This window comes from Dyella amyloliquefaciens, assembly GCF_004296575.1.
In the GTDB taxonomy this organism is placed as follows: domain Bacteria; phylum Pseudomonadota; class Gammaproteobacteria; order Xanthomonadales; family Rhodanobacteraceae; genus Dyella; species Dyella amyloliquefaciens.
On sequence record NZ_SAYT01000003.1, the window covers coordinates 332,901 to 348,480 of the forward strand.

The 15,580-nt window shown below is 61.4% G+C and carries 10 protein-coding genes; 8 read left to right on the forward strand and 2 right to left on the reverse strand.

Going from position 1 to position 15,580, the window contains the following annotated elements; genetic code table 11:
• Positions 1 to 113: 113 nt before the first annotated feature.
• From EPB08_RS09945 to EPB08_RS09970, 6 genes are all read left to right on the forward strand, one after another.
• On the forward strand, positions 114 to 1,370 hold the full coding sequence (locus tag EPB08_RS09945; protein ID WP_229238298.1) for a glycosyltransferase family protein: 1,257 nt from the start codon (positions 114 to 116) through the stop codon (positions 1,368 to 1,370).
• Positions 1,367 to 2,674, forward strand: a complete 1,308-nt coding sequence (locus EPB08_RS09950; RefSeq protein ID WP_130618931.1) for a hypothetical protein — start codon at positions 1,367 to 1,369, stop codon at positions 2,672 to 2,674. The genes EPB08_RS09945 and EPB08_RS09950 overlap by 4 nt, the downstream gene beginning before the upstream one ends.
• 11 nt (positions 2,675 to 2,685) lie before the next feature.
• Positions 2,686 to 3,768: a glycosyltransferase family 4 protein gene (locus EPB08_RS09955; protein ID WP_229238290.1), complete on the forward strand. Its 1,083-nt coding sequence runs from the start codon at positions 2,686 to 2,688 to the stop codon at positions 3,766 to 3,768.
• Positions 3,756 to 5,723, forward strand: a complete 1,968-nt coding sequence (gene asnB, locus EPB08_RS09960; RefSeq protein WP_130618932.1) for an asparagine synthase (glutamine-hydrolyzing) — start codon at positions 3,756 to 3,758, stop codon at positions 5,721 to 5,723. Before EPB08_RS09955 ends, asnB begins: the two co-directional genes overlap by 13 nt.
• A 72-nt stretch (positions 5,724 to 5,795) precedes the next feature.
• On the forward strand, positions 5,796 to 6,950 hold the full coding sequence (locus tag EPB08_RS09965; protein ID WP_130618933.1) for a glycosyltransferase family 4 protein: 1,155 nt from the start codon (positions 5,796 to 5,798) through the stop codon (positions 6,948 to 6,950).
• A 27-nt stretch (positions 6,951 to 6,977) separates the two neighbouring features.
• Entirely contained in the window at positions 6,978 to 8,414 is a 1,437-nt protein-coding gene (locus tag EPB08_RS09970; RefSeq protein WP_130618934.1) for a glycosyl hydrolase family 28-related protein, read from the forward strand.
• A gap of 32 nt (positions 8,415 to 8,446) precedes the next feature.
• On the opposite strand, the gene EPB08_RS09975 is transcribed toward EPB08_RS09970, so the two are convergent.
• Positions 8,447 to 9,589 carry an undecaprenyl/decaprenyl-phosphate alpha-N-acetylglucosaminyl 1-phosphate transferase gene (locus EPB08_RS09975; RefSeq protein ID WP_229238291.1) on the reverse strand — a complete coding sequence of 381 codons (1,143 nt, stop codon included), beginning with the start codon at positions 9,587 to 9,589 and terminating at the stop codon, positions 8,447 to 8,449.
• Positions 9,590 to 10,054: 465 nt separating this feature from the next.
• Positions 10,055 to 11,233, reverse strand: coding sequence for a polysaccharide biosynthesis/export family protein (locus tag EPB08_RS09980; protein ID WP_324615225.1), 1,179 nt, complete (start codon positions 11,231 to 11,233; stop codon positions 10,055 to 10,057).
• A gap of 502 nt (positions 11,234 to 11,735) precedes the next feature.
• Here EPB08_RS09980 and galE point away from each other — a divergent pair.
• Both galE and EPB08_RS09990 read left to right on the forward strand, forming a co-directional pair.
• Entirely contained in the window at positions 11,736 to 12,782 is a 1,047-nt protein-coding gene (gene galE / locus EPB08_RS09985) for a UDP-glucose 4-epimerase GalE (RefSeq protein WP_130618936.1), read from the forward strand.
• Positions 12,783 to 13,119: 337 nt separating this feature from the next.
• On the forward strand, positions 13,120 to 15,537 hold the full coding sequence (locus EPB08_RS09990; RefSeq protein WP_205746326.1) for a GH92 family glycosyl hydrolase: 2,418 nt from the start codon (positions 13,120 to 13,122) through the stop codon (positions 15,535 to 15,537).
• The last annotated feature ends 43 nt before the right edge of the window (positions 15,538 to 15,580 follow it).

Here is a 15,580-nt window from a genome sequence, read left to right on the forward strand (position 1 = left end):
CAGGGCTGTCGAGATACAGGAAGCAGTTTCGCGAGACTTCACCAGGTTGACGAATCAGGGGGCAACGCTGCAGGCCGAGTGAGGGTCAGGCGATGCCAAGAATAAATTTGTTCGTGTTTGCGGCGCATCATTTGTCCAGCAATGTTGCTGCCGAGCGTTTCAAGGGTCTGCTGAAATACATGGACCCGGAAAAATATCGAATCTTTGTTTTTGCCAGGCAGGCCTCCGCTGCTGCGCCGGTCGAGCACCTGGCCTCTTCGCCGGGCATGCGCATCATTGCGTTGCCCGGGCATTGTGTAGGCAGCGAGTCGTCCGCCCGTTCTTCGCTGCTCACGCTGGCGAGTGCGTTCGCCCGCTCTTTGCCGTTTCGCGAGCGCGATGACAGTGCGCAGGCGACATCCTGGCTGGTGCAGGCGTTGGCCGAGGCTGATCGTCTCTGCCGCGAAAGGGTGGCCGCCGGGGAGCACTGTGTAGCCATCGGCACTTATTCACCGGTTGACTCCCTGATTGCCGCATCGAACCTCGCCAGTCGTTACGGCATCGGTTGCATGCAGGATTTTCGCGATGGCCTGGTGTTCGAGGCCCTGGGAAAGCCCGGCAAGCTTCGAAATTTGCTCCGCACGCTGATCGAAAGGCGGGTGGTCGAAAACTGCGACCTGATTACCTCAGTGAGTGGGCCGCTGGTCGACGACTTCCGTCGCCGGTACCCGCACAAGACAGCCAAGGTACTTCCCAACGGATTTGACCCGGCGGACTTTGAGAGGCTGGCCGGTGATGCGGACGGTGTGAGGCGTGCGAACGCGATACTGGCCGAACATGTGCCGGCGGGTTCGACGCTGATCGGGCACTTCGGTCGCATCGGTGCCAGCGATGGCTCTGCCTCGCTGAGTCTCGATTACCTGGTGGATGCGTTGAATCGTTCGGGGGCATCCGCCACTGGAAAGCATCTGATGTTCGTAGGTGAACTCACCGAGGGTGAGCGTGGCTCGATCGGTCGTGCAACGTTTCCGGTCACGGTCATTCCACCCGTCGAGCGCAGCGTCGCGCTTCAGCTCATGAAGCATTGCGACAAGCTGCTGCTTCTCACGGGGTCGCGCGTGAGCTGCGCGACGGGAAAATTGTTCGACTACCTGGCAACCGGTGCCGATGTGGTTTGCGTCACGCGGGTCTGGAACGCAGCGACGGTCATTCTCAAGGAAACGGGGGCTGGATGCGCGCTGCTCACCGATGACGGCGACGCAGGCATTCAGGCCTTGCGCGAAGCGCTGTTCGGTCCGGGTGCTGGCGCGCAGCACGACATAAGCGCTTACAACCGGATCGTCCAGGCCGGTCTGCTTGATAACTGGATTTCACGGATGGTGACGGCATGAATTCGATCAACGATCCAACGCCGGTGATGCCACCGGTGCCCACGGGACTGCCGGACACGGATGCGCCGAGGCTGACGGTGCGGCACCTGTTCCTTGGAGTAGCGTTCCTGTTGCTGCTTCTTACGGTCGTGGTGCCCAACTCGCTGCCGATTCCGACCGCGATTGTCATGGGGCTGGCCTTCCTGCTCGCGCTGCCAGGGCTGCGCCTGAGCCTTGGCCTGAGAAACCTGCTTGCGCTGTACGCGTGCTCTGCGATGGTTACGGTCGTCTATCTCATCGTTGGTGGCATGCATGGCGCGCCATTCATCGGTCTCGTGCAGGTGGCGGCGGTTTATATCGTGTCGCCCTTCATCTGGATCATCGTGGCCGACGGTCTGCGCAGGGCCATAGGCATCGAGCGTCTCGTCGAATGGCTTGTCGTGCTGAGCCTGCTGTGCGTTTTCAGTGTGGCTCTGTTCTTCTACCTGTACCTGACCCGCGGTGCGGCGGCCGTGGCGTTCTTCTTCCAGGGAGCCAACCTCAATCTCAACGAGGGTTTTGCCGGCGCAACGATGCACGTGTACGGATCGATGATCTTCCTTTGTGGCGGCTTCTTCAGTTCGCCGGAGCTGATCAAGCGACGTACCCTGCGCTTCGCCCTGCTAGCCATGTTGCTGGTGAGTGCGCTCACGTCGGGACGTTCGGCGCTGATCCTGTCCATTCCGATGGGTGCATGCATCGGCTGGATTCTGGCGTCGCGAACCACCGAGCATCACGGAAAACCGGCCATCGTTCGCTTCATGCAATACGGCGTGCCATCCCTGGTCGCCATCATGGTCACGCTATATGTGCTCGAAGCCTATACGCAGGTCAGGATTTCCGCCGTTCTTGACATCGTATTCAACAAGGTGGCGGCAGGTGGCGGCGTAGAGCGCACGGAGATGTCAAGATCGTTGTACAACGGCATTCTCAACGATGGAGGGTTGGGCGCCGGGCAGGCCGTTGGCGTCAACTATGTCAGTGATCCGATCCATCCCTGGCGATACGAGGTGGTCTGGCTGGCCAGCGTTTTCCGCGTTGGCTTGCTTGGCGCATTCATCTACGCGTTGCCTTTCCTGATCTACATGTTCGGCGTGGCGAAGCTTGCACTCGACCGACGTCTTCCGGTCCACCACAAGTTCATGTTCTCAGGCTTCGTATGCGCCTTCCTGGCGACGAATACCAATCCGTACATCGAAGCATTTTCGCTGCAGTGGATGTACACGATCCCGTTGGTGTTCTGGTTCGTTGAGCACTCTCTTGCGTTGGTCAGGGTGAGGCGATGAGCCGGATACGGGTGCTGTTGTTCTCCAAGTATTCGAGGCGTGGAGCGAGCTCGCGGCTGCGCAGCCTGCAATACCTGCCGCTGCTTCGCGGCTATGGCATCGATGTGGAGGTGCATCCGCTGTTCTCCGACGAGTACCTCGATGCGATCTATGGCGGCAATTCCAGGGCCGCCATGGTCAATGCATGGCGTCGTGGCATGCAGCGCTTCATGGACCTGCTGAGAAGCGGCGACCATGACGTTGCGTGGATCGAAGGCGAGCTGTTCCCCTACCTTCCGTCCATGGTCGAGTCACTGCTCGTGCGGTCGGTCCGGCCCTACGTGGTCGATTACGACGATGCACTGTTTCATCGGTACGACCTGTCTTCCAATCGTTTGGTGCGCGGCTTTCTTGGTCGAAAGATTGACCGCGTGATGCGGGATGCTGCGTGCGTGGTCGCCGGCAACGGGTACCTCGCGGATCGCGCTGCACTGGCCGGGGCGAGCCGCATCGAAATCATCCCCACCGTGGTGGACGATGGCCGCTACGAGACGGTGGCGCACGATGTTGACGAACGCCCCGTCATCGGGTGGGTGGGTTCGCCCCTTACCGAGGACTACCTGCTGGAGGGTCGGGAGGTGCTCGAGAAGGTTTGCGTCGAGCATGGTGCCCGTCTGCTGCTGGTCGGTGCGCGCGAGAACATCGTCGATCGATTCAACGGGTTCGAGCCTGAGGTGGTTGCGTGGTCCGAGGAAAGCGAGGCGGCCATGATTGCCCGCATGGACATCGGCATCATGCCGCTGCGCGACGGTCCCTGGGAACGCGGCAAGTGCGGCTACAAGATCATCCAGTACATGGCGTGCGGGCTGCCCGTGGTGGCGTCGAACGTTGGGGCGAATATCGACATCGTCAACCACGGTAAAACCGGCTTCCTCGCCGGTGACCCGGCAAGCTGGGAGAAAAGTTTGGTGCAATTGATCACGGATCGCGCCATGCGCCTTCGCATGGGGCAGGCTGGCCGCGCATCGGTCGAGCGCACTTACTGCCTGAAGACACAGGCGCCAAGGCTTGCAGACGTGCTGCGCAGCGTGGGGCAGGGCCGATGTGCGGCATAACCGGGTTCTGGCAGCTTCAGCAGGGCGACCGCCAGGCCTTGCTTGATCGGGCGGTGGCCATGTCGCGCCAGCTCACTCATCGCGGCCCCGACGACGGTGGCGTGTGGTGCGATGAGTTCGCAGGCATTGCGCTGGCACATCGCAGGCTGTCGATCCTCGACCTGTCCGACGCCGGCCACCAGCCCATGCCATCGGCATGCGGGCGCTACGTCGTCGTGTTCAACGGCGAGATCTACAACCACCTTGAATTGCGCGATCGCCTGGAGCAGGAAGGACGTGCCCCGGCGTGGCGAGGTCATTCGGACACCGAGACTCTGCTGGCCTGCATGGTGGCGTGGGGTATCGAGCAGACGCTGAAAGCCAGCGTCGGGATGTTTGCTTTCGCGGTGTGGGACAGGCAGGAACGTGCGTTTACCCTGGCCAGGGACCGCATGGGCGAGAAGCCGCTGTACTACGCATGGCAAGGGCAGACCTTCCTGTTCGGCTCGGAGTTGAAAGCACTGAAAGCGCACCCGGTGTTCCGGGCGGAAGTGGATCGCGATGCACTTGCCTTGCTGCTGGCCTACGACTGCATTCCGGCGCCGCACTCCATCTATCGCCATGTATTCAAGTTGCCGCCGGGGCATTTGCTGTGCATTTGCGCCGAGGCTCCGGGCGAGGCGCAAGCGGTGCCGTACTGGCGTTGCAATGACATCGTCAGTGCGGGGCTGCGCGATCCCCTGGACTGCAGTGACGAAGAGGCGATCGATGCCCTGGAGAAGCAACTGGGGGCCAGCGTCGGCGGGCAGATGATTTCGGATGTGCCGCTTGGGGCGTTCCTCAGTGGCGGCATCGACAGCAGTACGGTGGCGGCGCTGATGGCGGCGTCCAGTCGAAGCCAGGTACGGACCTTCACCATCGGTTTCGACGAGAGCGACTACGACGAGGCCGTGCATGCCAAGGCCGTGGCGCGGCATCTGGGGACGGAGCACACCGAACTGTATGTTCGTCCCGAGGATACGCTCGCCGTCATCCCGAAACTTCCGTCCATCTATTGCGAACCCTTCGGCGACTGTTCGCAGATTCCGACCTTCCTGATCAGCGAACTGACCCGCCGCGAAGTCACCGTGGCGCTCAGCGGCGATGGTGGCGATGAATTGTTTGGCGGCTACAACCGCTATCTCGCGGCGCGCACGACCTGGGAGCGCATGCAACGCACGCCGCCGTTGGTGCGTCGCGCGATGGCAGCTACTTTGCAGGCGCTTCCGGCAGGCGGTTGGGACACCTTGGCGGCCATGGCCAGCCCGGTGCTCCCCAAGAGCATGCGCATGAGCAATCCCGGCGACAAGGCGCACAAGCTGGCAGAAGTACTGACCCAGTCCGACGGTCGGGCGTTCTTCCTCAGCCTGGTGAGCAACTGGCGCGATCCCGCCAGCATCGTGGTGGGTGCGCGCCGGACCACGACACTGCTTACCGACGCCCGGTCCTGGCCCAAGGCCGACGATCTGGCGGAGTGGATGATGGCGATGGATGCGCAGAACTATCTGCCGGACGACATCCTGGTGAAGGTGGATCGCGCCGCCATGGCCAACAGCTTGGAAACGCGCGCGCCCTTGCTCGATCACCGCGTGGTGGAGCTCGCCTGGCGCGTACCGCTGCACCAGAAGATTCGTCACGGACAGGGCAAGTGGCTGATGCGCCAGTTGCTCTACCGGCATGTGCCGAAGGAGTTGATCGAGAGGCCCAAGATGGGCTTCGGCATTCCGCTGGGAAGTTGGTTGCGAGGCCCCCTGCGCGACTGGGCCGAGGCGTTGCTGAGCGAAAGCCGACTGCGCAGTGAGGGTTATCTGGAACCTGCGCCGATCCGGAAGCGCTGGGCGGAGCATCTTGCCGGCAAGCGCAATTGGCAGCAGTCACTGTGGACGGTGCTGATGTTCCAGGCATGGCTGGAGAAGACGGAGGGAACCCTGTCATGACGACTTCCTGAAGAAAACGCCCGGCTCGTCGCGCAACGACGGGCGTAAGAAGGGCATGCGCGAGGTGCACGAATGAAAGTCATATTGTTCGCCAACACCGATTGGTATCTGTACAACTTCAGGCGCTCATTGGCGCTCGCTCTCAGTCACGCAGGTTGTGACGTCCTCCTGATATCTCCCCCTGGACCCTACGGCGAAAAGCTCCGCGGTCTGGGCCTGCGTTGGGAGGCCTTGCCCATGGAGCGGCGCAGCCTCAATCCGCTGCGCGAACTTTCGTTGCTGTGGTATCTCGTGCGGCTGATCCGGCGTGAGCAGCCGACACTGGTGCATGGCTTCACCATCAAGTGCGCGGTGTATGGCTCGCTTGCGGCACGCCTGGCGGGTGTTCCGGTGCGTGTGAACGCGGTGGCGGGGATGGGGTACGTATTCACCAGCCAGCAGCTCAAGGCACGCCTGCTGCGTCCCGTGGTACGTGGCCTGATGCGACTGGCGCTGGGTGGCGAGCAGGCGCGGCTCATTCTGCAGAACACCGATGACGTGGAGCTGTTCCGGAGCGCGGGTCTGGTGGATCCGGAGCATATCCGGCTGATTCGCGGCTCAGGTGTCGATTGCGCTCGATTTGCGGATGTTCCCGCGGCAGCGCCGGACGATGGCAGCCTGCGCGTGCTTCTGGCAAGTCGCCTGCTCTGGGACAAGGGCATCGAGGAGTTCGTCGATGCGCTTCGACAATTGCGCGACGAGGGGCGGCCGATTGATGCGTTGCTCGCCGGCATGCCCGACCCTGGCAATCCCGCCGCCGTCCCTGAAGAGACGATTCGTGGCTGGGTGGAAGAGGGGTTGGTCACGTGGCTGGGGCATGTCGACGACATGATCCGCCTGCTTGGCAGCGTGCATGTGGTGGTGCTTCCGAGTTATCGCGAAGGGCTGCCGAGAACCCTGGTGGAAGCGGCCGCTTGCGGGCTGCCGTTGATCACCACCGATGTACCGGGGTGTCGTGAGGTGGTTCTCGACGGCGTGGATGGATTGCTGGTCCCGGTGAAAGACAGCCAGGCACTGGCTGGAGCCATTCGACGCCTGCAGGACCAGCCGGAGTTCGCTCGCCAGTTGGGACTGGCGGCACGCCGGAAGGCCCGCGCCGAATTCGACGAGCGCATCGTCATACGACGCACCATGGAAGTCTACGCGGAGCTGTGCCAACCCGTCGGCGCTGCGCTCCTTCGTCAGTGATTCCGTCCCATTGCCGGAGAAACAGCCATGTCAACCACAAGCCAGGCAGTCAATGTCCTCAATCTGCTGCCTGAGAAGGAACGCGCCGCCATTCGTGCGGGCACCAGTACGTACGACTGCACGATGGTCATCCAACAGGCGATAGACAGCTCAAGCAAGGTCTATGTGCCGGCCGGGGTGTACCTGGTGAAGCAGCTGACCCTGAAGTCGGGCATCGAATTCTATGGTGACGGATCGTCCAGCCAGTTGAAGGCCTACGACAATTCGCTGCAATGCGAATTCATGATGGTTACCCATATTCGCGATGGGGGCACCTCGCAGGTGGCCGACAACATGCGGAACATCCACTTGCATGACGTGCTGCTCAACGGGCGCGTGGACGAGTACGGCTACATGCAGTACTTCTACCTGCTGGCCGTCAATGCCACCTCGGACATGCTGGTGGAGCGCGTGACGTTCCATGGCTTTCGCGGTGACGGGATGTACCTAGGCTCGGGCACCTTGCGCAACACGGAGCGGCACAACCAGCGCATCGTCGTTCGCAATTGCCTGTTCGACGGCCTGGTCAAGGCGAATCGTAATGGCCTTTCCGTGATCGATTGCGACACGTTGACGGTGGACAGCTGCACCTTCCAGAACATCGGCAACGCGAAACTGTCGTCCTCTGTGGGTGCCATCGATTTCGAGCCCGATCACAACTGGGGCATCTACCGGAATATCCGCATCACCCATTGCAAGTTCATCGATATCAACTCGGTGAACACGGCGGGCATCACCTTCTTCAATGGCCACCAGACCGGCGACAACATCCATGGCTGGACGGTGTCGGACTGCGAGTTCGTGAACTGCTACTGGGGGATCTACGGTGCAACCAAGCCAAAGACCGAGGCGGATCCACACGATGACCTCACCATCGTCAACTGCAGCTTCCTCAACTCGATCCGCTTCGATATCCAGATTGCCGGCCTGAGTCATACGCAGATCAGCGGGTGTACGTTCCAGCGGTCGCCACCGGGATCGGGCCCGGGCGGCGATGCGGTGCGCCTGGGTACCATCGTGTGGAATGCCAGCGACAACGCCATTCGTGCGGTGGTAACCGGCAACACCTTTGTCGGTATACGCCCCCAGATGGGAGCGGTCGGCGTATTCGGCGCGAACAACGCGGTGTGCGCCGGCAATACCTTCGTCGATATCCGCGGAAGCTGCTTCTGCTTTTCGATGGACAAGTCACCCGACAACGCCAGGCGCATCGAAAACATCATCATTTCCGGGAACACTGTCAGGCATGCGCCGCAGACACCGCACGCGCTTGCCGGCGTCATGTCGTTCCTGAGCACCAGCAACGAAATGCGCACCGTGAAGGCGTCGCTGGATCTGAAGGGATCCTACGAGTACGACAACAATATCGAGGATGGCCTGACCAGGATGGCCAACGGCTCAGTGATCCGCTTTCTGGGATCCTGAGCCATCGGTGGGGCGTCAGCAGCCGCGGATGACTACCGCGGCGGCTGGCGTAACGCCGATCGCAGTGAGCTGTTGCCCACGCTCGACTTGAGGCCGGCTCCGCCGTACTGCGAAGACGGTCTGGCGGCAGTAGAGGGGTCCCGCGTGCGAACCACCGAGGATGCGTTATGCGTCCGCAATGCCCAGTGCGCGGCGGAGGCGCGTTGGCGATGCGCTTCCTGGCGGGACCACACGCGGGTGGTCGTGCCGATGTAGAAGACCATGGTGACGCAGAAGATCAGCAGGTTCACGCCTGCGGAGGCGATGCCATGGCTGGTTGCCGCGCCGAGGATGGCGAAGCCGGAGGCGAGGGCGATGAGCGATAGCAGGGCAGTGCGGGGGCCCATGCCGGCGCCAAGGAGGATGTGATGGATATGCCCGCGGTCCGGCTTGAATGGTGACTTGCCCTTGGCCATGCGCCTCAGCATCACGGCGAGCGTGTCGAACACGGGCAGGGCGACACACCACAGTACGTTGACCGGAGACAGGTGCGCCTCTGGCACCTGACTCATGCGTATCAGCGTCCAGGCAAGCAGGTAGCCGATGAGTGTGCTTCCGGCATCACCAAGGAAAATCTTCTTCCCCGCCAGGCCCAGGTTGGCCGCCAGGTAAGGCAGCGATGCCGTGGCGAGCAGGGCAAGCAGAACAATCGCATCGTGGAATGTGCTCAGTCCGACGAACAGCGTGATGGCGGCGATGCTTATCATCTCCAGGCTGCCGGCGAGGCCGTCGATGCCATCCATCATGTTGAACGCATTCACCAGGCCGATGACGGCGAGGACGGTGAACGGAGGTCCAAGCCAGCCCAGCTCGATATCGTGGTTGAACAGCGTGCCAAGCGTATGGATGTATACGCCAGTGGTCGCGATGACCGTCGAGATCGCGATGGTCTGGATGGCCAGGCGTTCACGCACACTGAGATCAAAGCGATCGTCCAGCGCGCCAAGCAAGGTCAGCAGCATGGTGGTGTCGATCAGAATCTTGGTGAACCAGTGGAAGTCGCCGTAGCACGCTGCACCGGCGGTGACGCCCATGAAGATCGCGAGGCCGCCCACCAGTGGCACCTTTCCTACATGCTGCTTGCGCTGGTTGGGGCGGTCGATGAGGCCCAGTACCAACGCATATCTGCGGAGCATGAAAATGGCTATCGCCGAAGTGCATGCGCCCACAAGACAGGCCAATACCACATGAGGTTCTTGCATAGCACGTTACCCGCCGCTCTCAAGCTCACCCCCCTGTAATCCCTGCGAGCCGGATGGTAAGTGGTGCAGGCTTCGAGCAACGTTGCCCTGATGGCCTGTTTGGAAGGCCGATCACGGGAAGAATCGTTGCTGCTCCTGCTGGAAACGAAACGAGTCCAGCAACCTGCGCGTCAGGACTGGCATCGCCGCCAGACCATTTGAAACTATCATCTTTGCATTGCAAATTTGTGCATCATGGAATGACCTGTTCAGACAAAGTCGATCAAGTTGTATGTGACGTCAATGGCGGATGCGTAGCACTGAATATCCTGCTTTTGATCGGGAAAGTTCAGGGTTTTGTGGTCCCGCTTTCAGGAGCGATACATCACGACAGGTGATGTATCGCTCCTGAGGTCAAACTCAGTGACCGATGCTGTAGTTGGTGTAAGCGGCAGAGCTGATCACGCTAAGCGAGGGCAGCAGCTGGCTGATGACGCGGTTCCAACGGGTGATGCCGGCAGGGCCAACGAAGACGACGTCGCCCGGCTTCATCCAGAACTGATCGCCGAGCGCAAACGCGGCCGGGGAACGTGCATCGAGCTGGAAGACCTTGGCAGGCGTGTTGTCAAAGTTGTTCGCGCCGCGAATGACGTAAACCTCCTTGCCACTTGCGGTCAGCGGGTTCAGTCCGCCGACGCGACCCAGCGCCTGGGTAAGGTTGATGGTCGCGACCGTGCGGAAGTTGACCGCCTGCGGGCGAATGACCTCGCCCATGACGTACACCTCTTTGGTGTCGTTGTACGGAAGGAAGATGCGGTCACCAGGCTTGAGATAGACATCCTGCGCCGGACTGTGGCGCGTATTGCTGCTGGTTCCGGACAAGTCGAGGTGATAGTCCTTGCCGTCGCGAACAAGGATGAGGTCGCCAAGGTTGGCCTGGTCTGCATTGATGGTGGCGGTGCCGATGGCCTGACCCAGCGTGAGCGGTACGGCGGTGATCGGCTGCGGATCGGTCTTCATGAAGGCGCCCTGCAACAGGACGCGTTGACTGTTGTAGCCGACTACATTTACGTCAACCTGCGGTTTCTCCACGAACTTGGCCAGTTTGCTCGCAAGTTGCGCACGCAACTCTTCAAGCGTCATCCCTTCGACCTTGATCGAGCCGATATAGGGATAGAAGAGCGTGCCGTCGGAGCGGACCAGGCGGCCGTTGGCAACGGTCTGTTGCTGCACGCCTGCGGGTGATGTCAATTCCGCGTGATCCCACACGGTGATGTAGAGCGTATCGCCAGGGCCTATGCGGTATGGCTCAGGCCGGTAGTCGAGCAATGGTTGCGGAACGGACGCGTTGAGATCCCCCGAAGGGTTTTGTGCAAGGAGCTGGGGCGTGATGGTCAACAGCTGGATCTGGGTGTTGTCCGTCGGTGTTCCCTGGGTGAGTCCTTCCTTGGTCATGTACTGTCCTGGCACGCATCCTTGCAAGCAAAGCAAGAGTCCGGCAATCAACAAGGCGGATAGCGTTTTCACGGTCACTGGCTCCTTATTCAGAAGGCCTGCCGCGAGCAACAATGTGCCATGGGCGCCGCCATACGTCGGCACACCTGGAGCTCGCAATGAGGTTCAGCTTGGCTGAACGGTCGAAGCAAGGCCTGGGGCTCAGATGAGTACAGAAGCACTCTTCAGAGTATGGCCTTCCACGTACATAACCCTGGCTTTGCAGGTTATTTAGAGGGGCGACATGTGATGCCATAAAAAGCATGAACACAGCATTACAAATCGCAGGGCTGCCTGAATCATTGCCGCATGCCGATTCATCATCATGGGCGCTATGTAGCGTGAAGAAGACGACATTGCCTTCGTTAGCATGACGATACGAATGCTTCTTTAAGTTCGTACACATGCCTGAGTCGAAGCTTGCGTTCTTCACGTGCAAACAAAGTGCCTCAAGCATCGATCTGATGTGCCTGTGTTCAGCTGACTCGCGATATCAGGTAAGGCGTATATACGTCCAACGTAGCTCGACGTATAGAAGACATAACAAGAAGTTTGGCGGTGATGGACGACGTCGGTTATGGAATGAAGCAGCAGACGGAGACTTCGTATGAAAGTGCTTGTTTGTGGCGGGGCTGGCTACATCGGTAGCCATACGTGCGTGGCCCTGATCGAGCAAGGTCAGGAGGTGGTGATCTACGACAATCTCTGTCGCGGCACGCTTGCTGCCGTCGACCATGTCCGCCAGTTGAGCGGTGCGCAGGTTCGCTTTGTGCAGGGTGACGTGCGCGATCGCGGGACGCTGGAGACGCTGCTTGCCACCGGCTTCCATGCCGTCATTCATTTTGCCGCTCTGAAGATCATGAGCGAGAGTTGCCAGTATCCGTTGGCCTACTTCGACAACAACGTCACCGGCACGGTTGCGCTCCTTCAGGCCATGCGGGCGACCGGTGTTCAGCAATTGGTGTTCAGTTCCTCTGCGGCCGTCTACGGCGATCCCGAGACAGTGCCGATTACGGAGGAGGCTCCGCTGCGTGCGTCCAATCCCTATAGCCATACCAAGCTGGTGATGGAGCAGTTGATCGGCGAGGTATGCGATGCGCGACCGTCGTTCAGTGCAGCCATCCTGCGTTACTTCAATCCTGCAGGCGCGCATCCGAGTGGCTTGATGGGTGAGGATCCTTGCGGTTTACCGACCAACCTCATGCCTTATGTTTCACAGGTGGCTGCGGGCATGCACCCTCGACTGAGTGTCTTTGGCGGCGACTATCCCACGCGCGACGGTACCGGCGTGCGCGACTATATTCATGTGATGGATCTGGCCGACGCCCATGTGAGGGCGCTCGACGTCCTCCAGCATGGCGGTTGTCATGTGCTGAACCTGGGTACGGGGCGCGGCTACAGCGTGCTGGAGGTGATCGCCGCCTTCGAGCGCGTTTCCGGTTGCCGCATACCCTATGAGATTGTTGCGCGTCGTGTCGGCGACGTGGCTGAAGTATGGGCGGATACTTCCCGTGCCGAGAAGGCGTTGGGATGGCATGCGCAATACGATCTGCTGCGCATGTGTGCGGACGCATGGCGATGGCAGTCGATGCATCCGCAGGGTTGCCAGTCATCCCAGCCGATCGAGGCGCAGCGTCAGGCGAGTATCGGTTGACCGACGACGACCTTCCTCATGAAGTGGGTGAGACGTTGATGATGGGGTGGCGCCTGTCGCTCGTCAGTCTGTATCGCGACGAGCGGCACGGTACCTCTCGTCGCTAAAGGAAAAGCGATTGGGCGCAGTGAACGCCCGGATGAAGCCTGCCAGTTGATCGAGGGCTTTCCGCAGCGCAGCAAGCCTCGTGGCGCGGAATCGGGTTAGAGTGGGACGTGGCATCAGTTTCGTGGGTTCTTTCCACCAGGCTCATTGCCTTTTTTTAGGTGATCGATTTAAATCGATTTAAATCGGCAAATTCTGCGGATCGGTGGGACGGGGAAAGGGGTTGGACCAAATGAGGCAAGGGCAGTCGATCCGTGTGCTCGTCCGCCGTCGCGCAGGCGTGGCATTGCTGTGTGGCGCAGCGTGGATGCTTGCAGGTTCGGTATGTGCGAGCGGCGCAGCTGCGCCGGCCGACGAGGTCAATCCGCTGATCGGCAGCCGCCATGGCGGCAACACCTTTCCCGGAGCGGTGATGCCATTTGGCATGCTGCAATGGAGCCCGGAGAACACGAAGGGCACGCATACGCATACCGCGTCGCCAAGCGGCTACCAGTACGATGCGACGCGCGTCCGCGGTTTCAGCCTGACGCACCTGTCGGGTGCGGGGTGTCGTGGCGCGGGTGGCGATATTCCCTTCATGCCGGTCACCGTGCCGGTGAAGAGTTCGCCATCGGCGGATCTCGACGACAGCATCTACGCCAGTGATCTTTCCCACGCGAATGAACAGGCCACGCCCGGTGACTACCGCGTGCGGCTTGCCAATGGCGTGCAGGTCGAGTTGGCCGCCGCGACGCACAGCGGCCTGGCGCGCTTCGCGTTTCCCGCCGGACAGCCGGCCAATCTGCTGATTCGCGCTTCCGATTCCGAAGTGGGCAGCAGCAACGCGAGCGTCTCGGTGAATCAGGATGAGCGCGAGGTCGTCGGTTCCGTCACCAGCGGCAATTTCTGCGGCTATCTGGCCAAGGCGGATCAGCGCAGTTACTACACGCTCTACTTCGTCGCTGAGTTCGATCAGCCGATTGCGAGCGTGGGCGCCTGGCAGAACGGGGATGTGAAGTCCGCGGAAACCATGGCCACCGGCGGCACGGGCTACGGCGACAAGGGATTCCCCGAGTCGGGCAAGGGCTCCGGTCTGTGGCTGGGCTTCCCGACCAAGGGCAAGCCCGTGCAGGTTCGCGTGGGCATTTCCTATGTGAGTCTCGCCAATGCACGCGCCAACCTGAAGGCGGAGATCGCGCAGGACGCCTCGTTGGAGCAGGTGCAAGCCGCGGCACGCGAGGCGTGGAATGGAGCACTTGAACGCATCGATATCCAGGGTGGGAGCAACGAGCAGCGCACCACCTTCTATACGGCGCTCTACCACTCCCTGCTGCATCCGAATGTGTTCAGCGATGTCAACGGCGAATATCGCGGCTTCGACCAGCAGGTGCATCGGGTGGAGGGTGCGCAGCATGCGCAGTACGCCACCTTCTCCGGTTGGGATGTGTATCGGTCGCAGCTTCAGTTGCTGACCTGGCTTTACCCGGACGTGGGCAGCGACATCGCCCAGTCGCTCTATAACCAGGCGAAGCAGAACCACGGCGAATGGGATCGCTGGACGCACAACAACGGCGGCACGCACGTGATGAGTGGCGATCCGGCGGTGCCATCGCTGTCTGCCATCGATGCATTCGGTGGACACGACTTCGATCTGCATGGCGCCTACGCATCCCTGGTGAGGGCGGCCACGGAGCCGACGGCACACGACCTGTCCGACGATGGCTGCAATGTGGAATGTGTCGGCCAGCGCCCGTCGCTCGACCAGTGGTTGTCGCTGCATTACATCGCCACCACGTCGCACGCGTGGGGTGGTGCGGCTGAAACCCTGGAAGACGCTACGGCGGATTTCGCGCTGTCCCAGTTGGCGTCGCGTGCCGGCGATCGCGAGGGCGAGCAGCGCTTCCTGACGCGCGCCGGTTACTGGCGCAATCTGTTCAATCCCAAGGCGACGCCCGACGCTGGCTATATCCAGAACCGTAATGCGGACGGAAGCTGGCCGGCCTTCTCGCCGGACACCGAAGATGGCTTCGTCGAAGGCAGCGCATCCGTCTATCTGTGGATGGTGCCGTTCGACGTGCAGGGTCTGTTCGATGCCATGGGCGGGCGCGCCAAGGCCGCCGAGCGGCTGGACCGCTTCTTCCATGACGACAAGGGACAGTGGGCACTCACCGGTGCCGGTCCGCTGCATGCGGAGCTGGACAACGAGCCGTCCGTGGGTGCGCCCTGGCTGTATGCGTTTGCCGGCCAGCCGTACAAGACCCAGGAGGCGGTTCGCATCGTGGTGAACACGTTGTGGAAGAACGCGCCGGAAGGCATCCCGGGCAATGACGACCTGGGCGAGATGTCCTCCTGGTACGTGTGGTCGGCACTGGGGCTGTACCCGGCCATTCCGGGGCGTGCGGAGCTGGTGATCGGCAGTCCGCTGTTCCCGAGCGCCGTGGTTCACCGCGCCGGTGGTGATGTGATCATCGACGCGCCCGCCGCATCGGCCGAAACGCCGTTCGTGCATGCGCTGACGGTCGATGGCAAGCCGCACGAGAGTCCGTGGCTACCCGAGAGTTTTGCCACGTACGGCGGGCATCTTCATTTTGACCTGCGCGCCCAGGCGGACAAGCAGTGGGGCAGCGATCCGGACAAGGCGCCGCCCTCGTTCCCGCCGCCGCGCGGTTGAAGTGGCGGCAACCGGGTCTTTCTTATCAAGGCTGATCGAGAGC